This window comes from Vibrio sp. 1557 (assembly GCF_033340175.1).
Taxonomy (GTDB): Bacteria; Pseudomonadota; Gammaproteobacteria; order Enterobacterales; family Vibrionaceae; genus Vibrio; species Vibrio alginolyticus.
In genome coordinates this window covers 15,836-36,693 of the sequence record NZ_JAWOVZ010000026.1, presented here as the reverse complement: position 1 = coordinate 36,693, position 20,858 = coordinate 15,836, and the positions used below count along the sequence as shown (strand labels likewise).

Here is a 20,858-nt window from a genome sequence, read left to right as displayed (position 1 = left end):
ATATCGAGGTGATTTTGTGCTGCTTAAAAGTGTGGAATATCTATAAAAATATCTAACACCTTACATAATAGCATGTAACAATTATATCATGATTAGCGAAATATTTATAATATATAAAAATTTTTGTTACACATAAACATATAAATGAATGGGTGTTTCATTTATATCTAAAATATCCTTTGTTACAGGAAAGTATTATAAACTAAGGTTTTGAAGTTCAAAATTGAGAGATCGAGTCACTGAGCACGGCACACACGCCCAGATGTGAAAATCGTAGAAATGTAGAAATATTTATGCACCTTACCTGCATACAGAAGACACTCTATTTATCTCACCAATCACTACCCTTTTCTGTGGACATTTTAAGAATCATTTAAGTAACAAATGATAGTGGTGATACATGAGAGGCATTCTCATTTCTAATTGACAGAAACAGATTGTGTCAATTAGAGATCCCTTACCAGTGCTTGTCTTCTTTAAATTCATATCTACAAACCTCTTTTCTAATTGACACAAATGTACTATGTTTACTTATAAGTAACCTATGGGAGGATTATTAAGATGGAAACAGTACAAGCGATTAAAGATAAGAATGTAGTTAAGAAAGTGATCAGTTTTGCTGGGAAGAACTACAGTGAAGTTGTGATTGATGTGATCAAAGTGGGTTTCAACCTACCTTTACGTATCAGTGACATTCTAGGTCTAAAGGTAGATGATGTAGACGTACAGCGTAACACCGTTAAGTTTAAGGCATCTAAGACAGGTAAGAGTGATACCTTTCAAATGACTGATACCTTGCAGAAACTACTCAAAAAGCGTGTAGACGTTGCGAAAGGTAAAGGTCACACGTTCCTATTCACTAGTGATTCAAACCGTTCTGGAGGTGCTGACAAGCCTATTTCTAGACAACAAATAGCTAAGGTTCTTCAAGAAGTAAGTTTAATTGTAGGTGTGCACATTGGTACTCATTCATTCCGTAAAACATGGGGTTACAACTACTATAACTTAACTGGTGATATCGCTATGGTTCAGCGTATATTGCAGCACCGTTCAAGCTCCGAGACATTGCGTTATATTGGTATTGAACAAGAAGATATTAATAACGCTTTGAAGCTAGTAGAAATCTACTGATTACTTAAATACCTCCTCCCAATCAAGCCGCCTATCATGGCGGTTTTTTATTGTCTGCTAGAACTTGTTCTACCTCCCTGTAATAACTCCTCAAAGCCTCTCAGAACGTCCTAATCAATATTAACCCAACTATATTAATTCACCGCTAAAACGCTTGTCTGAGTCGCATAGAAGCATTTGCACACCAATTACCCCACACTCACACATCCAGTGCCCAAAATCGACTTAATATCTGAGTATTTTCATTTATATTGCACACATGGTCTATATTCATTGATTGAATTATTATTCAGTATCGAATGTTGCATTTTTGGTAAATTGATTACCATTTATGAAAAGTTTTAATCTGTGGGGGTAAGAATGGATAGAGGGGTTTGCTAAACAAACCTTCTATAAATCTGAATCAATTATCTGTACTGCTTACTACCTATGAATAGAACTGTAAATATGTTGATCCTTCTTTGTGAGCGATGTACTGATTAAACTTACTGGGTGTTCTAATATACAATTAGTGTCATAAAAAGGAGTCTATAAAACATGCTGGATAATAATCAGATTAATAATTTATTGACGAAGTTACTCACTGAGTACTTTAAAACAGAGTTTACTTACAGACCAGAATTAGATGGAAGAAATAGGTTATTTGAATCATATGAAAACATAATCATTCTACCAGCCTCTTTTGGATTATATAGCCCAACAGAAAAGCAACTAGGCGATCGAGTGATAAAGTGGCTAAATAAAGCAAATGTTCAAGCTGGTTTTAAATACCAGATTGATCAAGGCGGTGTCTGTGTTCAACTCTCACCATTGATTGATTACTCTCCACAAGATAAATGAGAGCCCTTGAAAGCAGTTCAACCATAACACCTTCAATTTTTGCACCTTACAGCACCGTGAGGATCTTTCTTACAGATTGATCCATCACTACCCCATTGGAGTCCTTACAACGTGTTATTCCTATCGCATCGGTTTTACAGATGGTTTCTGCTTGTCCTGTAGCCGTAAGTAAGCACATAGCAGCTAGTAATAATCGTTTCATGGTGATGTCTCAGCGTTGAACAGAGTTAAAAGTATCATGAGGTTAAGTATAGCAATGTGTTGGATTACGACACTGCGAACTCTTTGAATAACACAAGATTTATGAAAGCAACACACAGCCCCTTTAGGGGTTAGATGAACACATCACACATGGAAAGTGAAATAGCTTGTCTATGAGCTTTACAGGTGGGTTGTATCGTGAATCTTACATATACATAGATAGCGGAGCTATAAAACACATTCACTATCACGAAGTGATAAACACACAACATGTGTAAGCGGAGCTTAAAGACAACACAGGGTTTCTTTTCTTAGTGAACACAGTGAACATAGAAAACACATAAGCGTAGCGTTGAGGACGAGGTTACGAGTCTCTTCTATATAACATATTAGTAAGCCCTTTAGGGCAGACGAACACAGTGAGTCTCTGATCTTACATATCTATATATTAATATTGTTAATACAAATATTACTGTGTTGGTTAGACGAACATGGTGAGTCTTGAGTGAGCACAGCGAACGAGATCTAACATATGGTGTTTAGGACGAATGTAATGAGTCTATGAACGTAGTGAAGATCTGACATATATTGGTTTGACGAGTTTACGAGTCTCTGATCTGACTTAGTATTATCTGTATATATAACATAGGTGACCTCTAGCGGGCAGTTTTGAGGTTAAGATTGCCTAAATTTAGGCACTTTTACTTATTGGTAGGATAAATCTGCCTGATTTTAGGCAGTTTCAAAACGACGTTAACTTTTAGAATTGCCTAGATTTAGGCAGAAATACGGACTGGTTTTTGCCCCTTGTAGAATTCCTACCAACACCAACAAAGACGATCAAATACAAAGAACTTGTATCTTCAAAAGGTTGGTGGGTGTTCAAGAAAGAAGTGTGGGAAACAAAAGAGATTGATGTATACGAGGATGAAGTAGATTCATTTGTATCATCTCTAACAAACAATTGTGAAATTATTGAAATTAAATAAGGAGAAATAATATATGAACAAAGAAATGCAGATTTTTGATTACGATGGTATGAACATTGAAACAATTATGTGGGAGAATCATAAGGGGAAGGTTGTTCCTTACTTTAAGGCTGAAACAATTGCTACGATCTTAGGTTATGAGAATACAACACAGGCAGTTAAAAACTTATGTAAGCATGGGATTAAAAAATCTTACCTAGATTTAGAGAAAGATAAATCGGACAATCTATATAACAGACAGTCCACAGAATTCAAGGACTTAGGTGCCAATATTACTCCTTATCAAGCTTTAATGCAGAAGGGTTACACACATAATGAAGTTATCAGTAAGAAAGTATGGATTGAGGAGTTCGATATTTACCGCCTAATCATGCGTTCTAATAAGCCTGATGCTGAAAAATTCCAAGATTGGGTATGTGAAGAAGTGTTACCAAAAATCCGTCAAGATGGGATGGACTTTTCGACATTGTTGTCGGAAATCGTTGTCCGTGGTTGATATATTCGGAAACGCTATAAAACAGCGTTGCCAGTGATTTCAACAACTTACCCACCCTCGCTTGACAAACTATTTTTAAATGGTAGATTGGTAAGTATAGATATAAACAAAAGTCAACTCAAATAACTTAAAAAGCGACATTCATCACAAATATTTGTTGACAATCATTCTCATTTAGTGTTATTATATAAGAATAGTAATTCAGTTTACTACTCTAGCATCCAGATCGTCCCCGATCACCTTACCACCTCACAATCTAATTTACACACTACGTGCTGAACTTGTTCAGAACCACACGTTGGTGGTTTTCTCGTATCTGCAATATAAGGATTTTTAATATGACATACACACTACCAGATGAAATCAACTTAACTACCCTACCGCTTATTACTCAGTTACAACTTCGGCGGTTAATGAATGGTGACACCACTCCATCTAATGTTAGTCAACGTAAATATGTTCGAAATAAAGAAGGTAAGCACGAAGAAGCTTTTTACTTTGCTCTAGCTGTCAGCATGTTTCGACTGCTCGAAGAGTTCAACCAGAATATTAAAGAGGAAATCTAAAAATGAAAATTCAACTCAAACACCCATACGACAAATTGGTTGGTGATTTGGCAGATCAGACAGGACTCAGCCCGACTCAATTAACAATCGAGCTAATGCAGCAATTACAACGTCAACTTTCTGAAACAAGTGCCCAAGTGGAGGCAAAGGAGAATACACACAATGGTAAACGACTATAACAAGAATATTGGATTTGTTCAGATTGATGCTAGATATACGCTGGCAACTGGATTTAAGAATAAAAAGACAGGAGAGATCATTCCTTTTGATGGTGTGGACTTCAAGATCATTACCTTTATTACTCAACGTGAAGCCTACTTCAAGAACGTTAAACATTCTCCCTACTTCGAAAGCCTAGACAGGATTTGCACTGCTGTTACTGGTAGTTCATATCGTTCTAGTGGAAGTAACAGAGCACGTATAAAAAAGCTAATGCAGATTGGTTTGCTTGATGTGGCAACAACTTCTAAAGGTTCGATAAAAAATGCTGGTAAGAAGTCAATCCGTAAGCTTGATAATGTGTTGAGAGATTATGATGTGATTAACCCAGCCCTCGCTACTTTCGATACACCAGAAGCAACCGAGCAACGTAATGAGGCTAAAGCTGAACGATTAGAAGAACAGAAACAACGAGAAGAAGACAGAAAGCAACCTTGTTACGGAACAGAATCATACTTCACCGAACACCCACACGTCGAATGTTATATGTTTGCTCTTACGGAACCAGATGGTTATGACGACGAAACAGATGCAAATTTCGGATTTGTCGATGATATAAACACTACAACTAACGATCCATGCCCTACTTACTATATGTGTGCTGCAGAGTTAGCAAGTTACAAACAGTGTTTAATGGTGGATGAAGAAACAGAAGAACGAGAGGACGTAGCAGTATATAGTTTTGTTCAGTCTAGTGATGGAAAACCCGAACCAGTAAAACACCTGGCACCTGTTGAAGAAGCAGAAGCAACAACAAAGATTGTTGAAACATCAACAGAAGTAACAGCACCGAAAGGTGACAAGTCCAAGCTGGTCAGCCTGATCGGAAATGTCGATGTTTCAGATATAGATGTTGAATCTAAAGGAGTTGGTTGGTTTGCTGCACCACTGGCGAGAGGTGAACTTAACCGAGTAGACACAAAACGTTGGCTCACAGTGTTACATACACATTTTTGGGATGACTACTCACCAGATCAAACAACCGTAGAAGCTATACGTAAAAAGCTAATCTGTGAAGTTTGTGGTGACAATTTAGATGATCTCGGGTACTGCTTAAACCGTGATTGTCCCGAACACGAATCCGTAATCCCATTCTAACCAATCCCCTTTTAGCGCAACGCTAACACCTTATTCAGCCTCTACAGGCTAATCCAAACAACACTAAAACAAACCTGATACATGCTTGAATGAAGCACAATGTAGGGCTACTTGTATGTATCACTCCAAACAAGAGGAAACAATGATATGAACACTTTCACGGTATTAAAGCCAGAGCAAGGTTATGACACCATTTTTATTACTCGCCAAGATCACAAGATCGAGGAGATTTTTGTAAATAGTTCGGTTGAACTAATGCTCACTGAGTTACCTATTTCCACTAAGGAAACAAAGGAGATTATCGAGCTATATGAAGATCAGTGGTTAGATTTGAATGACAACGAATTTAAAGTTCCAACATCAAAACAGAATGACGTTTTTGTATATGACCAACTGGATTCAGATGACTTTCTAGCCTTGTTGATAAGATACCCTAGTGTGATTGGCAAATTAATAGCTAGGGAGTTTTATAAAGACATTGAAGAAGTGACAGATCGATTAGATATCGAGTTGTACGAGTTTTACCAAACTCATAAGGCAACCTAACCCAACCTAACCCCTCTCTCTAAATACAACCGAATACAAAACCTCTCGTATACATGCTGAATAGCTTGTAGACACGTTCACACCTTTGTATGGGGAGGTAATAACAATAAGGAAATCATAACGTGAAGAAATACCGAATTAGAAAGCTGAAGCAATTTCGCCGCCGTTTTAACTATGCAAGGTTGGTGTGAAATGGAAGACTTACACAAAAAGTACGAAATGCTCCTTTCAAAACTAGAGCCAAAGAAACAGGTAAAACTTAATGCACTGGTTGATGAATGGCTACCAATCTACAAACAAGATTTAGCTTGTGTCCTAGCTAACACTGATTATGTCATCGAGCAAAGCCCTCAATTGATACCTATGGGTGGTGGATTATCAGTTTCTAAGATGAGGTTTCAAGCTTACCTAAAACACTCACAGACATGCAAAACCGTTCTTTTAGATGTAGGTTTCAACGCTTATAAAAGCAAACCTGAAAAGGCGCGAATGCCTTATTTGAATAACTGGTTAGAACGTTCTTTATCACCTCCTAAGAGACAAAAACCCGTTAAGACACTGAGTGCAAGGTTCATTAAGATGCTCAAAGACTTCGACGCTGGCGCAAGTGTAGATAAACACATGACAACTTTAACCGAAGTAAACCGATTAATTCCATATATGAAGAATGTTATAAACTGTAAAAAACAACCTACCGTTTACGATTGGTTTTATAATACTAAGATACCCCATGCTGAACTATGTATTTTAATTCAAGAAACTCATAATCAGCTAACACAAAAATAAGTAATAGTCTATATTATTTTAATGTATTTACTATACAAATAAATATATTTTTGATATAATAGTTGTATAGAGTGATTTAAAAGAGTTCTATATTTTTATTCGACATCCTTCCTATGTTTTCGATAAAATTTTCCTTTGTTATCTCTAGTGTTGCAATGCTAAAAACGTTACTCCAAGCGTTTTACTCAACTTATTTTATTAGTGATGAGGCTCCTCCTTTCCTCTATCTAATATAAAGTTGAGGTTTTGCACCATTTAATTGTAGTCAAAAAGTTTACAATTACTCTATACCTTCTAATCACTTCCACAGTGAATTAACAATCTTATACTCTCACTTAATTTAAACCTAATCCAATTTAACAATGGAGGTCAACCCATGCCTAGAAAACGGATTTTATATAGTTCACCTGAAGAACTATTAAATGAATTGATAACCGGAAGTCGTAGCATTAAAAATGTATATATCATGCGATTGAGAGCTAGAAATCTATATGAGGATGAAGAGCAATTTGAAATTATCGATGCCGCTTTAAAAATGTATCAAGCTTCTAGAAAAATAAAATCAATAGATCTTTAACCCCCCCAGTTCAATAGCAGCAACATAGAATAATAATAGAGAAACAATATGATGAAAAGGAATAATAAGAAAACGTTATTAGAGTCTTATCCGAACATTTCTGATCAAGAACTAAACAAAACTCTAGAAATTTATTACGGGATTACGGGGAGATGCAAGAATCACCCTAATTACAGAGATGTAAGGAATAAGTTTGAAATTGTCGAATTTTATGAATTTCTATTAAACCATAAATACTTTGAAAGGCGTAAAAAAGAAGTAGTCTCCGTTTGTCGTTTCGGGGATGTTGGCGATTATTGTAAAGAGAACTGTAGCATTAAATCCCAAAGTGAAAACTTTAAAGAAACTCTAGTTGGTACATATAAAATTTATTTTTCAGATGGAACAGAGAAAATAATTCAATGCTTACATGACTTATATAAGAGGATTAAAGACAACCTTGAAGTCAGCAAGTCTACATTCTATCTATATTGCAAAACTGGCAAACCTCTCAATATCTCCGGAATCTATAAAATCATAAAACTATAATAAGGAATATCATGAATTACTTAAGTAAAGCAGTTTTACAAAAACCTCAACTTTGCAGCCTAAACTTTTTTGAAACAATCGCAGAGGTTATCGAAAACAAAGAGGCGCGCCAACTAGCACTATCTGGTGAAGCATTGAGTTCACCAAACCCATTAAAAGATAAACTAGAACAGCAAGGTTTTGGTGTATTGGACGTTTCTGGAGTCCTCACCGCCAGACCAACAAATTTCCAAGCGTTATGTGGTGGAACTAACTACAGTGATCTAATTGCCAACATGCAAAGCCTAGCTGATTCAGGTAAGAAAAAGGTAGTTTTGAATATTAGCTCCGGTGGTGGCGAAGCTTTTAACTGCTTCTACTGTGCCAAACAACTACGAAAAATCGCTGACGCTAACGGTATTAAGTTAACTGCTTGGATTGATGGTGAAGCCTGTAGCGCCGCATACGCCCTAGCCTCAACATCACATGATGTTATTGCAGACCCAGAGAGCTACAGCATTGGATCGGTGGGTGTGGTTATAAAATTGCAAAACGACAGTAAAGCACTAGAACAGCAAGGTATTTCACGTAGCTTCGTATACGCTGGAAATAATAAAATCCCTTATGCAGCCGACGGTAGCTTTAAACAAGAGTTTTTAGACGACTTACAAGAATCAGTAAACGAAACTTACACCAAATTTGTTGAACATGTAGCTAACTATCGTCCACTTAGTAAGCAACAGGTCATTGATACTCAAGCAAAAGTTTACAGTGCTGATAAAGCATTAAGCTTGAAACTTGTCGATAAATTGCTGACTCAAGAAGAGTTTCTAACATACATGCATGGTAATAGCGTATACAGCCATAAACCTACACCAACCGCCAAAGCAACCGCAAGTAATAGCAATACCCCTGCTTTTGATAAAGCCAAAGCTACCGCATTAGCGAGTGTTTCAAAGCCTGTAGTTAAGAGTGAACCAGAACAAGAACTAAGTTACGAGCAAGAGAAATTAGAACACAAACTTAAACTTGAAGCGGCAGTTCGTAGAGCTAAAGAGAAACGAGGTTTGTAATATGGCAGAAGAAACCAAACTAGTTTTACAGAAACTCCGTACTCTCCAATCCCTAATTAAAAAACAAAATAAGGATAACAATAAATGAGCATTGCAACCGACACCTTACCAAATATCCAAACTGTTGAAGAACTTATCAAAGAATATTATCGCACTCAAGTGACTAAACCAGAACAAATTGATCAGGAACGTGTTGATAAGGTGGTTAATTTCAACCTAGCCTCTTATAACCTTCCTTATATCTCCACGTCCGCACCTAAAGCATTTAGTTCACGTAAGGATGAAATTACATACCTTTTAAGTGGTAGCAACCTTGTAAAAGAGAATAAACTGTGTGCATATCACCATGAATTTATCCGAGAAGGTTTGCAACACCTTTTAGTGACTCATGATGAATTGTTGAAAGAAGGATATAAAACAGTCTCTAGTCAAGAACACAATTTATTCCATCAATTGAGTGTTAATAAGCTTATCATGAAGAAGCCTGATTGCTTGATTGAGGAAGATATTAAAACTATCAAAGAACAAGTTGTATTAATTCTAGATGAACTCAACGAAATCGAACGTAAAGAAAAAATGGATGTTGTCAAAGCTCAAGAATGGGCTAAAAACAAGCATTCTGAACAGAAAGCAGCTTATGATAAAGCTATTGCTGAATTAGCCGCTAGTGAAGCTAATAGCCTAAATGATATGTATGTTAATTTCTCACAATACTTTGATGAGATTGAATCAAAAGATTATTGGTTCTTTGAAGATGTACAAGCAATGTGTGGTGATGCTGCGAATAAAGATATTGAAAAAGTTTTAAATTATCTTAAATTTGTATCCATCCGAAAATATTTAGCAGATGGTAAGCAGCGTAAACTTTGGGTTCATGAATCTAAAGCTGAAACTCTCGATTACAAGAGTATCGAATATAACAAATAAAATGATAAATGCCCCTTTTTAACTGAGGGGCTAATAAAATGCCTATGGATCTATTAAATAACTTACACCCTTCCTTTTTGTTCCTTATCCCCTTCTTAATAATTGCACTCTTTAATACCTTCTTTGGTACAAAGCAACCAAAAACAAAAGAAGATGAGTATAGAAAGCTTTTGCAGTATTTAAAAAGGCTAATTGATAAAGAACTACGAAAATAAATAAGGATAAATAAAAATGATTGTCCCTACGTATCTAATGGACGACAAACAAGGGCGTTTCTACGCCGATGCATTCACAGAACTCGTTCCAACTTGGAATGCTAATGCAAGTAAATACCCAATTTCAGATAAAAGCGTTATCGCAAATCATGTTATTCGTCAAAACCCGACTTTAAATATGACGTTCTATATTAGCCAGAACCCCATTAAAGATTTTAACGGTAATCTAATAAGTGGTACTGATAACTCACAACGCCCAACTAATGCACACGAAATTCTACTTAAGTGGTTCAACAACAGTTCCAAGCTTACGATCGTGAACGAATTTTTTAATTTGGACTCATATGTGATTGTGTCATATCAGCCAAGGCAACACGGAACCACTGGGTCTATGGAATACAGTGTAAACCTCGAACACATAAGAAACGTCAGTTATACCCGTTCAACACTTTTGCAGTTTGCAGACACCTCTAAATCTATTGATGCACAGTCTAAAACTTCTCAAAGCGACTCTAGTGCAAAATCACAGAGCGAAACAAAGAAATCGATGAGCGAACAAGTGTGGGAGTTCTACAACGACAACGGAATAACTGACCTCCAAAAGCAGAAATCAAACGAACAAGTGATTAAAGAATTCAATAATAGAGGTGCAAATGGCTAGAAAACTCCACAAATTTGTAAATGAAGTGAGTTGGCGTAATCACTTACCTTCATGGAGAAAACTAAAAAAGGATGCACAAAAACTTGGTAAAGAGTTAGGTGATGCTCCAACAGCTTCAATGGTAAAAGCCAGTAGACGACAAGAGAAAGAACTGATTGCATCAAGAACTAAACTGGCAGATAAACTACGCAGAGAAGATGCAAAGATACGTGAGCAGAACAAACGTCAAGCTGCAAAAGATAGTAAGGCTGGTTTTCAATCAAGTATTGCAGGTTTGACAGAAACATCAGGTTTGAAAGCTTCACAGACAGTTTTCGCAGAAAAGATGAGACAGGAGGATGCCTTAGCTAAGAAGAAGCTTAGAAATCAGGAAAGCTTTGAGAAGAAGCAACGAGAGGTGATCCGTCGTTTCGTCAGTTCAAATAGAGAATTACGTGAAATGTCTGGGGTTCAAAAAAAGATACTCATCGATAAATTGCGTGATGCTAAAACCGTTGAATCTTTACTTGCTTTGGAAAAACGACTTAAGCATGAAATAACAGACCGGAATCGACGTGAACGCACTCGAACTCGTGAACTTCAAAAGCAACAAGGCATTTCTAAGAATTTAGCCGCTAACCTTGCTGGTGTTTATGCTGTAGCAGCTAGTAGTCATGCAGTGGTTCAAACAGGACTCACATTTGAGAGCTTAGAACGATCTATGTTGGTGACTTCGGGTAGCGCTGTGAAGGCGAAAGAGAACTTCAAGTTTGTCAGAGAGGAAGCTTTACGGCTCGGTTTAGATATTCAAAACTTAACTAGTGCATACGTCCAATTTCAGGCAGCAGCAGGTAATAAGCTCTCACAAGCTGATTTACGTCAAGTTTTCGTAGGTATATCCGAGGCAAGCACTGCCCTCGGTTTATCACAAGAAAAGCAACAACGTGTTTTCACCGCCGCCACGCAAATAATTTCAAAAGGTCGCGTCCAAAGTGAGGAGTTGGTAGGTCAATTAAGTGAAAGTCTTGGTATCAGTACAAGGGCGATGACTTCAGCAGCCGTAGAAATTGGCAAGATAAGCAGAAACTTAACCCCAGCAGAGCAAGAACAACAACTTAGGAAGTTAATGGAACGTGGAGAAATCCTCGCCCACGAAATCATGCCTCAGTTTGGTAAAGAGTTAAGCAAAATTGCTAATGCTAACGATCAATTAGCATGGAGCTTGCGCACAGGATTACAACCCCAATTGTCGATTGCTCAGACGAATATCAAAGAGATTACTAACTCATTCTTTTCTGGTCTAAAACCCGCTCTAATGGCAATTACCAAGAGTTTCAACCTGTTAGCAGGTGAAGGTAAAGGTTTAGCTAAAGTGATTGGTACAGGACTTGGCTCAGCTATCAAAGCCGCATCCTTTCCATTCGCTATGTTAGGTGCTCTATGTATTGATTTATATAATGCATTCAAAGACCTAACAGGAGCTACTGACGAAGGAATTACCAAGTTTGCAACCTTTGGCGCAAAAGTATTAGGTTTATCATTTGGATTAGCTAAGCTCATTAAAGGATTCAAGATGCTTTGGAATATTGGTAGTAAGGCGGTTGGATTCTTCACTGGTGGTAGCCAAGCTGCTTCATCAATGGCTAAAGGTGTTGGTGGTATTAACACTGGTCTTCGTGGAACATTATCACTCTTCTCACGTTTGAATGTGTACCTAACCGGATTGCTTGCAGTTTGGGAAGCAAGACCGGGCGGCAGTATGAGCTTTACATCATTGTTCGGCGATTCTAAGACTGCTAAATGGTGGGACACTCCTGTACTTGAGCATCTACGTAGAACTGGCAAGGAAATAACTTCTAATCAGCAGAAAGTAGACGTTAATATTCATGTACGGAGTGATATTGACAGTTCAGGTAACATCATCCCTGTAGTGAGAACAGAGATAGACAACGCTGAAGAGCAAAGGATGATAGGCTTTTATCAAAACCTATCAGCTTCAAATTAAGGCTTACAGTAATGACATTACCCCACCTTATTGGTGGGGTTTTTTTATACTATCGAATACACAAGTTGGGGTACAAATTGGAGTACATCGACTTAAAACACTATGAAAAATACTTGACCTATATCTCATAGTTGGTAAATTATGCGCTGTTAGCAATAGGCTAACTATCTGATTATCTGAGAGTTATGTAACAACTTAGTAACAACTGAGAAACTTATATAAATCAAAGGTAATTGTTCCGATGAAGACTGCAGGAGAGTGGTTATTAATCAAATTTTAACATTTGATTAGCATAACTCGCCGAAGAATTAACTATTTCAGGTGCTACCTAGGTAGCGGAGACTGTAGTTGGAGGAACCTCTGGAGAGAACCGTTAAATCGGTCGCCGAAGGAGCAAGTCTTGCACTCACGCAAGGTGAAACTCTCAGGCAAAAGGACAGAGGAGTGGAAAGTTACAACCTAACTATTTTGGCTTGGCCTTCCCGCCTACAACCAATAGCTTAGTTCTTTTAGAGATCGTTGATCTCGTCCTTTCCCTCTTCTCCTTATTAGTTGTTTTATTAAGGGGAAATCATGAACAACCTACAATCTTTACTACAAACCATCGATAATTTTGTCTGGGGTCCACCGCTGCTTATTTTGCTAGTAGGTACAGGTGTTTACTTCACTTTTAGCCTTGGCTTGATCCAGTTTAAACACCTCCCAACAGCGCTAGCGATGGTATTCAGTAAAGATAAGTCATCTAATACTCAAGGTGACGTTTCTAGCTTTGCAGCTCTTTGTACTGCGCTCTCAGCAACAATTGGTACTGGTAACATTGTTGGTGTTGCCACAGCAATCAAACTCGGTGGACCAGGCGCTCTATTCTGGATGTGGCTCGCTGCCCTTTTCGGAATGGCGACTAAATACGCCGAATGTTTGTTGGCGGTTAAGTACCGAAGAGTCGATGATAAAGGCCAAATGATTGGTGGCCCAATGTATTACTTGCAATACGGTGTTGGCTCAAAAGCTCTCGCGATCATGTTTGCAGTGTTTGCTTTGGGTGTTGCTTGTTTTGGTATCGGTACGTTTCCACAAGTAAACGCGATTCTGGATGCAAGTGAGATATCTCTTGGTGTTAACCGTGAGCTATCTGCCTTTGTACTAACTCTTTTGGTTGCTTTCGTAACTTTGGGTGGCATCAAATCCATTGCTAAGGTTGCAGGAAAAGTGGTTCCTACCATGGCTGTATTTTATGTGTTGGCGTGTTTAAGCGTGATCATCATGAATGCAGACCAATTGTTCAATGCCGTTGAATTAGTGCTGGTTTCAGCCTTTACATCAACAGCAGCGACTGGTGGTTTTCTAGGTGCAAGCATCATGTTGGCAATCCAATCAGGTATCGCTCGCGGTGTGTTCTCAAATGAATCAGGTTTGGGTAGCGCGCCTATGGCAGCAGCAGCAGCGAAGACAGACTCTTGTGTTAAACAAGGCCTAATTTCAATGACGGGTACCTTTTTCGATACCATCATTATTTGTACCATGACAGGCCTTGCTCTAATCCTGACCGGTGCATGGCAAAGTGACCTAGCAGGTGCCGCGATGACGACTCATGCTTTTGCGGTGGGTTTAAATGCAGATACATTTGGCCCTATGCTCGTCTCAATCGGTTTGATGTTCTTCGCTTTTACCACCATTCTTGGTTGGAACTACTACGGTGAGCGTTGCGTTGTGTTCCTGTTCGGAACTAAAGCTGTGCTTCCATACAAACTGATTTTCGTTGGCTTGGTGGCATCTGGTGCATTCCTTCACCTCGATATGATTTGGCTACTGGCTGATATCGTAAACGGTCTGATGGCAATTCCTAACCTGATTGGTTTGATCGCACTGCGTCACGTCGTACTGGCAGAAACCAAACTGTTCTTTAGCTCAACATCGCAATCAGGTGAAGTTGAAGCAGTGAAAGCTTAGTGAAACGGCAGGTTTGCGGTCACAAACTGTCAGTCACAGAGAGCAAAGCACATTAGAAATGGTAAAAACATAAAGCCCGCTATTATTTAGCGGGCTTTATTTATCTTCGGTTAAATGGTTAATCTCTCAACCATTGATGCTCAACGTTTTCTCCACGTTCTTCAAAAAACTTCGCATTTTTTTGCTTGAATTGATCCGCTTTCAACTCTGATAGCGGCCAGTCTAAAAATGCTTCTGTTACAAACGAGTCGCCGACACCAACCTCAATCGACTCCAGATGTTTCCCGATGTAGCGATAAAAGTAGCCTTGCCCAAACGCATCGCACACCATAGGTACATGCCTGACACGTTGATGATTGACAGAGACCGAAGCCCAAGTCGTCGTTTTAGGTTCACAGGTTTGCTCTTTTACAACGTCGACCTCAAATTTATTGTCCATAGTTGTCGAAACAAAAACGACAATAGCGTCATGCAAATACACACGCCTGAGCAATAACTGTTTAGTGTCTTGAGTTCGCGTTTGTTGTATTCCATTAGCAAAAGGCTCGAAGTAGCCCCAGTGCCAAGACCAGATCATGCCGCGTTGCGCAAACTGTACTTGTGGCCACGTATGCCAAGCTACAGCGGCACCTATCCCCACAATAAATACAGCGAGTAGTATCAACAATCGATAAATATTACGCATTAAACGGGTTTTTCAATTAATAACTTCACACCAAGTGCGACTAATACTGCGCCCGTCGCGCCTTCCATCCACTTCATAAAGCTTGCATTCTTTAGTAGATTTTTAGCCGAGTTAAGCGCGCCAGCTAAACCACACTGCCAAACCATCGCAATAGCAAAGTGTACAGATGCCATCATCATTGATTGAAGCAAGGGTGAACCTTCTGGATTCACAAACTGTGGCAAGAAAGCCAAATAGAAGACCGCCGTTTTCGGGTTCAAGACGTTAGAAAGAAAGCCCTCTCTAAAAGAGCGCTTACCATTAAACACTTCGTGAATCTGCTCGGTCACGGTCAATCCATCTTTCGACGACATTAGCACTTTTAAACTGCTCAAACCAAGCCAGATAAGATAAGCTGCGCCAATCATTTTTACGATTTGGAACAACTCTGCTGATTGCGCAAGAATCGCCGAGATACCAACCGCAGAAAAAAAAGCATGTACGAATAAGCCAAAGCAAATCCCTAGACTGGTTGTACATCCATCTTTTAGGCCCGATCGGCTAGTGTTACGGATAACAAGTGCAGTATCTAAACCTGGCGTTAACGTTAAAATCGTAATGGCAATAATAAATGCCTCGAAATTCAAAATATCCATATTATCGTGATAATTAATTGTTAATCCTTCATCAATACCGCCAATCCACAAGATTCGCAAGCTTCTTTTTTAAGAGAGCTATACAACTGGGTGAGTTTATGGACAATGGGTTGGAGTTAATTGTTAATTATTAGTAAATTAACGCAGGTTGCTTAGTGCAACACCATATGAAGGACCCGTTATCGGGTGTTTAGGGAAAGAACAAAAGAATAAGAGTAGTCACATGAACGCATTTACAAAACTCGTTGAACATTCCAAAAAGTGGCAAATTTTGAGCATCTATCAGCCATCATAGATTGGGATCAAGCGGCGGTCATGCCACCTGGTGGCGCTGAAGCACGCTCGAATGCCACGGCAGAGCTCGATGTACATATCCATTCTTTAATGACTCAACCGCACTTGGGAGAGCTTTTCGCTCAGGCAGAAGAAGAGACGCTGTCTACAAAAGAAAAATCTATCCTAAGAGAAATGAAGCGTGGGTGGCAGCAAGCTAACTTACTACCAGAATCATTAGTTCAAGCTCAATCTCTTGCTGGTTCCAAATGTGAACATGCATGGCGTACACAACGTGGAGAAAATGACTGGGCTGGTTTTGAAAAGAACTGGGCTGAAGTCGTAAAGCTATCGCAGGAAGAAGCGCAAATTAGAGCCGAAGCAAATGGCACGACTCCTTATGATGCCATGCTCGATGTTTATGAGCCTGGCACAACGTCTGCGTCGTTAGACATTCTTTTTGCTGACGTGAAAACCTGGCTTCCTACTTTGATCGATGAAGCGCTTGAAAAACAACAATCAGACAACATCTTATTGCCAACTGCGCACTACCCTACGGAAAAGCAAAAAGCGCTCGGTTTGGAAGTCATGAAGCTACTTCAATTCGATTTTGAACACGGTCGACTTGATGAGAGTACCCACCCATTTTGTGGCGGTGTACCGACAGATGTGCGTATTACGACACGTTATAATGAAAACGAGTTTGTCCAATCATTGATGGGGATTGTCCACGAAACCGGCCATGCTCGATACGAGCAAGGGCTACCAAAAGATTTATCAGGAACACCCGCGGGAGAAGCTCGCTCTATGGGTATTCATGAATCACAATCACTCTTCTTTGAAATGCAAATAGGACGAAGCAGCGCGTTTATCGATCACCTCGCTCGACTGGCTTCTAACCATTTTTCTGGTAGTGAATTCGAAAAAGACAATTTAGCCAAAATTTACACTCGCGTAGAAAAAGGCTTTATTCGCGTAGATGCTGACGAACTAACATATCCTGCTCACGTTATTCTTCGATATGAAATTGAGCGAGATCTCATGAACGGCGTCATCAAACATACAGATGTACCAGAACTCTGGAACGAAAAGATGAAAGCGTACTTGGGGCTATCAACCGAAGGAAACTTCAAAAATGGCTGTATGCAAGATATCCATTGGACAGAAAGCAAATGTACAGTGCATAACTACAAAGACGGGTGCTTACAAGACATTCACTGGACTCAAGGTGCATTCGGTTACTTCCCGAGTTATACACTAGGTGCTATGTATGCCTCACAGTTCATGGCAGCTATGAAGAAGACCGTAGATGTTGACGGCGCTATACGCTCTGGTGACTTGTCGCCAATCTTTAATTGGTTGTCAGAGAAGATCTGGAGCAAGGGCAGCTTATTAACTACCGACGAGCTAGTTAAACAAGCAACTGGCGAGACACTGAACGCCAACTACTTTAAAGAACACTTACGAAGTCGTTATCTTTAAGTCATATCAATATAAAAGGCTCACTAACTAGAGTTTTGGTGAGCCCATTTAGGCTATTAGGCCTGACTAGTCGTTTTTTTTGTTAAGAAACGTCATGTATAGACTTTTAAGCTGTTTCCTATCAAGACTACTATCTTCTAATGCTGTATTAACAATATGTTTAGCTTCTTCAAGTGCCAGCAAGCAATCTTTATTGCCAAATGAACGCTTTTGGGCTTCAAGCAAAATCTTTCTGATGTGCTCAGTGTTCCATTCCCCAGTAATTTCCAAAATCATTCGCGCATCATAGCCAGTGTTCCTAAAAGTAGTTACGATTTTGCCTCCATGCTTAACCTCACACCAACTCATTAAACCTGCGGCAATATGAAGTGCTTCAGTTTTCGCTATAGTTGATTCCGTAGAAAGCGACTCACCAGCATAAACGCCCTGAGTAAAAAATACGCAAAAAACCAAAATTAGCTTTACTATTTGTCTCATACTTATACTAACCATTTGATATTAAGTTTATTGTAGATAACACAGTATCCCAATTCATCATGATATTCTAACCATAAATATCTTCAAAACGGGAGATATTTACATGAAACCAACATCAACCACCCTAACATTCGACGAATTCCTTGCTGAATCTCGTGCTATCGACTCGGCTCGTAAATGGTTGACAAAGAACACAGCTAAAACAGGCAAAGTACTCAACAAAAGACTAAAACTACTACTTGAGCGTGCTTTATCAAGCTTGTTTGAGCCAAGTGAAGCAACAAAGTTAAGTCGCCAGATCAACTCATACACAACGACTCTTGTGGCTTCATTTGAAGAACTGCAACAACTCGCCAAAGAAGTTGTTAACGACACCAACGATCAAGCCAATCAATCTAAGCAGCTTAAAACCCTTGCGATAGAAACAAGACAACTGACCAGCCAGTTTTTAACGACTCTAGAAGACTACCGACGTTCAAGCACTAAAGGCGGCAAATTAACTCTTATTAAAGGCAAGATCGACAAGAAGCTATACGCCGAAGCCATTCGCAAGCTTGAAGCAATAGAAAAGCTCTGTGACCAGACATCAAAGGCAGCGGCATTTCTAGCAATAGACAACATAGAAGCCGCTAGTAAACAACTACAAGCGGTCATCAACGCTAAACTTTAGTCCCTCTAGCCCTCGCATCACGTCGAGGGCTTTTTGTTCAATAACCCGCTCAAAAACTCTTTATAAATAACTGTATGAAGCAAAGTTGCTCTTGCTCATGCACCGAATGATTCCAATTCCTGCTAGTTAGCCGCGCTAGTGGTGCGAAAAGCGGTATTTCTAAATTTACAACATAGAGGCAATAACATGAAAAACGCAGGCGGCAGACCAGAACGGTTTGATGAGATAGCCAGTGCTGAACTAGCGATTTTGTCTTGTTTAGGTATCAAATCGATTAGTTCACTAGCTCGTGAAAATGCTTGCTCACGCAATACAGTGGTTAAGTATGTTAATCGTTTCAAAGAACAACTAGAGGTGCTTGGGTATGCAGATTAACTTAAATCACGTTCAACGTGACACTTCAAATCGTTGGCTTGCTAGTTCGGTGCTTGATGCCATTCAGCATCAAGCGCCTGAAGCGTTTCCCGCTTCTTGTCGTGTCGCTGGTGGATTGAATACTTGGTTAGACGAAGAAGAGCTTGAAATACTCTTATCTGCTCATTCAAATGAACTAAAGCAAGTTCAAAAGCAAGCCGAATATGAAGAACGCAAACGAACTAAAGAACAGTCACAAGTACTCTACGCCTACGACAAAGCAAACGACGATCTTAAGTTCGCTGTTGGTAGAACGACGTTAGACCGCGAGCAAATGACGTTTACTGATTCTCAGTTTAAGAACTGGGTTCAACGTCAACTAGAACGTAAAGACATTACGGTGTCACAACGAGAAGATTTGTTAGCTGCCAACTACTGGCTAGCGAAGGCACAAACAATAATCATAAAAAACAGGATTTAAAACATGTATTTTCAAGAATTAAAAAAGGCAGCTTCAGCGTTGGACAGTGGCTTTCTGTATAGCGTTGTTAGTCGATTAGCAACACTTGAACAACAGTCACCAAACGCTGTAAAGGTATATCAACACGAATTTGAAATCGCATTAAAAGACAAATCAATTGAATACCTAGCAACAGTCGAAAAACGAATAGGCAGTAAAAGGAATATGGAAGACTTAGCCGATGATATTAAGTACTTGCTTCATGGCAAGCACCTCGACCAGTTCATGCGCGAGTGTCAGCACTACTCTAGCATGCCTAAACCAGTAGCTAAAACAGATAGCCACGCTTTCCGAGACTGGCTTCGAATCAATAGAACATAATTAAAGGATATTGGACATGCGACTAACTAAAGAACAAAAACGAATCGCTGAACTTGAAGCCGCCTTGTACTCTGCCGAGTTAAAATTGGAACGCTTAGAAGAAGCTGAAGAACAGAAGGTTACTAAATCAAGCATTACGGTTAAGCCTGTCGAGTTAACTAGCTTTAAACAACATAGCCGCGCTATTGATGACTCGGTTGCCGCATCACAGTACTTGAGTACTGGTCAAGTTGATGCACTTGGCGAACTACGTTGGCAAGTCATTCATTGCCGTACGCCACAACAAGTACTTGATCACGAAAAGCAGTTAATGAGAACTAAAGCAGCTAGTTGTTCAGCAACAGCTATCGGTCAATTAGCTCGTGACGTTTCGATTAAGTCCGTACTAGGTTCAAAAGTAACTACTCAACTTGCTGTTTTTAATGCTTTATTTGAACTAGATAGAGTTCAAGAAGAAATGGACGTGTCTGACTTTACCGATGATTTGTTAAAGCATGATGCCACTTCAATTCTTAACAGTTCAACTGGCAAGTTGTCTGATTTAGTGGCTTTAAGAAAGGCGCGAATGAATGGTTCATTTGAGCAGATAGAACAAGTTATCGATAAGATATTGGGTAAAGAAGATTGAAACGGAACAACGAGTAAGCGAGCTAACGCTCGCCTACTACTTTTATA

General features: G+C 39.2%; 24 protein-coding genes, 1 pseudogene and 1 riboswitch. Of the genes and pseudogenes, 21 read left to right on the top strand and 4 right to left on the bottom strand.

What is annotated here, in order from left to right; translation table 11 throughout:
- Positions 1-561 precede the first annotated feature (561 nt).
- Entirely contained in the window at positions 562-1,131 is a 570-nt protein-coding gene (locus tag R7070_RS21245; RefSeq protein WP_262596354.1) for a tyrosine-type recombinase/integrase, read from the top strand.
- Between the two features lie 537 nt (positions 1,132-1,668).
- Positions 1,669-1,971 (top strand): hypothetical protein, encoded by a 303-nt coding sequence (locus R7070_RS21240; protein WP_193285561.1) that lies wholly within the window; start codon positions 1,669-1,671, stop codon positions 1,969-1,971.
- A gap of 46 nt (positions 1,972-2,017) precedes the next feature.
- On the opposite strand, the gene R7070_RS21235 is transcribed toward R7070_RS21240, so the two are convergent.
- The gene (locus tag R7070_RS21235) at positions 2,018-2,173 is read right to left on the bottom strand and encodes a hypothetical protein (RefSeq protein WP_262596357.1); all 156 of its coding nucleotides are present in this window, start codon (positions 2,171-2,173) and stop codon (positions 2,018-2,020) included.
- A 1,001-nt stretch (positions 2,174-3,174) separates the two neighbouring features.
- Between R7070_RS21235 and R7070_RS21230 the strand changes: the two genes are divergently transcribed.
- The 13 genes from R7070_RS21230 (at position 3,175) to R7070_RS21170 (ending at position 14,766) form a co-directional block, all read left to right on the top strand.
- On the top strand, positions 3,175-3,657 hold the full coding sequence (locus R7070_RS21230) for a Bro-N domain-containing protein (RefSeq protein WP_318141299.1): 483 nt from the start codon (positions 3,175-3,177) through the stop codon (positions 3,655-3,657).
- A gap of 338 nt (positions 3,658-3,995) precedes the next feature.
- Positions 3,996-4,223, top strand: coding sequence for a hypothetical protein (locus tag R7070_RS21225; protein WP_262596360.1), 228 nt, complete (start codon positions 3,996-3,998; stop codon positions 4,221-4,223).
- A 2-nt stretch (positions 4,224-4,225) separates the two neighbouring features.
- Positions 4,226-4,402, top strand: coding sequence for a hypothetical protein (locus tag R7070_RS21220; RefSeq protein WP_180770569.1), 177 nt, complete (start codon positions 4,226-4,228; stop codon positions 4,400-4,402).
- Positions 4,386-5,540 (top strand): DUF6945 domain-containing protein, encoded by a 1,155-nt coding sequence (locus R7070_RS21215; RefSeq protein ID WP_262596363.1) that lies wholly within the window; start codon positions 4,386-4,388, stop codon positions 5,538-5,540. Before R7070_RS21220 ends, R7070_RS21215 begins: the two co-directional genes overlap by 17 nt.
- Positions 5,541-5,687: 147 nt before the next feature.
- Positions 5,688-6,086 carry a hypothetical protein gene (locus R7070_RS21210; RefSeq protein WP_262596365.1) on the top strand — a complete coding sequence of 133 codons (399 nt, stop codon included), beginning with the start codon at positions 5,688-5,690 and terminating at the stop codon, positions 6,084-6,086.
- A gap of 192 nt (positions 6,087-6,278) precedes the next feature.
- On the top strand, positions 6,279-6,872 hold the full coding sequence (locus R7070_RS21205) for a hypothetical protein (RefSeq protein WP_258476985.1): 594 nt from the start codon (positions 6,279-6,281) through the stop codon (positions 6,870-6,872).
- A gap of 376 nt (positions 6,873-7,248) precedes the next feature.
- Complete coding sequence (locus R7070_RS21200) at positions 7,249-7,449, top strand: hypothetical protein (protein WP_069547984.1); 201 nt, start codon at positions 7,249-7,251, stop codon at positions 7,447-7,449.
- Positions 7,450-7,497: 48 nt separating this feature from the next.
- Positions 7,498-7,977: a hypothetical protein gene (locus R7070_RS21195; RefSeq protein ID WP_318141298.1), complete on the top strand. Its 480-nt coding sequence runs from the start codon at positions 7,498-7,500 to the stop codon at positions 7,975-7,977.
- Between the two features lie 11 nt (positions 7,978-7,988).
- A complete protein-coding gene (locus R7070_RS21190) occupies positions 7,989-9,029 on the top strand; it encodes a S49 family peptidase (RefSeq protein WP_225491432.1) in 1,041 nt (346 codons plus the stop codon).
- 84 nt (positions 9,030-9,113) lie between these two features.
- Positions 9,114-9,956: a hypothetical protein gene (locus R7070_RS21185; protein ID WP_262596369.1), complete on the top strand. Its 843-nt coding sequence runs from the start codon at positions 9,114-9,116 to the stop codon at positions 9,954-9,956.
- 231 nt (positions 9,957-10,187) lie between these two features.
- The gene (locus R7070_RS21180; RefSeq protein WP_262596371.1) at positions 10,188-10,832 is read left to right on the top strand and encodes a phage baseplate protein; all 645 of its coding nucleotides are present in this window, start codon (positions 10,188-10,190) and stop codon (positions 10,830-10,832) included.
- Positions 10,825-12,816, top strand: coding sequence for a tape measure protein (locus R7070_RS21175; protein ID WP_262596373.1), 1,992 nt, complete (start codon positions 10,825-10,827; stop codon positions 12,814-12,816). The genes R7070_RS21180 and R7070_RS21175 overlap by 8 nt, the downstream gene beginning before the upstream one ends.
- A 350-nt stretch (positions 12,817-13,166) precedes the next feature.
- A riboswitch (glycine riboswitch) is annotated at positions 13,167-13,266 on the top strand.
- Positions 13,267-13,389: 123 nt separating this feature from the next.
- The gene (locus R7070_RS21170) at positions 13,390-14,766 is read left to right on the top strand and encodes an alanine/glycine:cation symporter family protein (protein ID WP_132936622.1); all 1,377 of its coding nucleotides are present in this window, start codon (positions 13,390-13,392) and stop codon (positions 14,764-14,766) included.
- Between the two features lie 118 nt (positions 14,767-14,884).
- Here the strand turns inward: R7070_RS21170 and R7070_RS21165 are convergent, their stop codons facing one another.
- Positions 14,885-15,451: a hypothetical protein gene (locus tag R7070_RS21165; RefSeq protein WP_005385713.1), complete on the bottom strand. Its 567-nt coding sequence runs from the start codon at positions 15,449-15,451 to the stop codon at positions 14,885-14,887.
- The gene (locus tag R7070_RS21160) at positions 15,451-16,086 is read right to left on the bottom strand and encodes a LysE family translocator (protein WP_256900556.1); all 636 of its coding nucleotides are present in this window, start codon (positions 16,084-16,086) and stop codon (positions 15,451-15,453) included. The genes R7070_RS21165 and R7070_RS21160 overlap by 1 nt, the downstream gene beginning before the upstream one ends.
- Before the next feature lie 223 nt (positions 16,087-16,309).
- On the opposite strand from R7070_RS21160, the pseudogene R7070_RS21155 reads away from it, so the two are divergent.
- Positions 16,310-17,841 (top strand): annotated as a pseudogene (locus tag R7070_RS21155) (carboxypeptidase M32).
- Between the two features lie 66 nt (positions 17,842-17,907).
- Here the strand turns inward: R7070_RS21155 and R7070_RS21150 are convergent.
- Entirely contained in the window at positions 17,908-18,318 is a 411-nt protein-coding gene (locus R7070_RS21150) for a hypothetical protein (RefSeq protein WP_318141297.1), read from the bottom strand.
- 103 nt (positions 18,319-18,421) lie between these two features.
- Here R7070_RS21150 and R7070_RS21145 point away from each other — a divergent pair, with 103 nt between their 5' ends.
- The 5 genes from R7070_RS21145 to R7070_RS21125 all read left to right on the top strand — a co-directional run bounded on the left by R7070_RS21145 (position 18,422) and on the right by R7070_RS21125 (position 20,811).
- Positions 18,422-18,988 (top strand): hypothetical protein, encoded by a 567-nt coding sequence (locus R7070_RS21145; protein ID WP_080532028.1) that lies wholly within the window; start codon positions 18,422-18,424, stop codon positions 18,986-18,988.
- A 186-nt stretch (positions 18,989-19,174) separates the two neighbouring features.
- On the top strand, positions 19,175-19,363 hold the full coding sequence (locus tag R7070_RS21140; RefSeq protein WP_080532027.1) for a hypothetical protein: 189 nt from the start codon (positions 19,175-19,177) through the stop codon (positions 19,361-19,363).
- Positions 19,353-19,823: a hypothetical protein gene (locus R7070_RS21135; RefSeq protein WP_318141296.1), complete on the top strand. Its 471-nt coding sequence runs from the start codon at positions 19,353-19,355 to the stop codon at positions 19,821-19,823. The genes R7070_RS21140 and R7070_RS21135 overlap by 11 nt, the downstream gene beginning before the upstream one ends.
- 3 nt (positions 19,824-19,826) lie before the next feature.
- Positions 19,827-20,183 (top strand): hypothetical protein, encoded by a 357-nt coding sequence (locus tag R7070_RS21130; RefSeq protein ID WP_318141295.1) that lies wholly within the window; start codon positions 19,827-19,829, stop codon positions 20,181-20,183.
- A 16-nt stretch (positions 20,184-20,199) separates the two neighbouring features.
- Positions 20,200-20,811, top strand: a complete 612-nt coding sequence (locus R7070_RS21125; RefSeq protein WP_318141294.1) for a hypothetical protein — start codon at positions 20,200-20,202, stop codon at positions 20,809-20,811.
- The last annotated feature ends 47 nt before the right edge of the window (positions 20,812-20,858 follow it).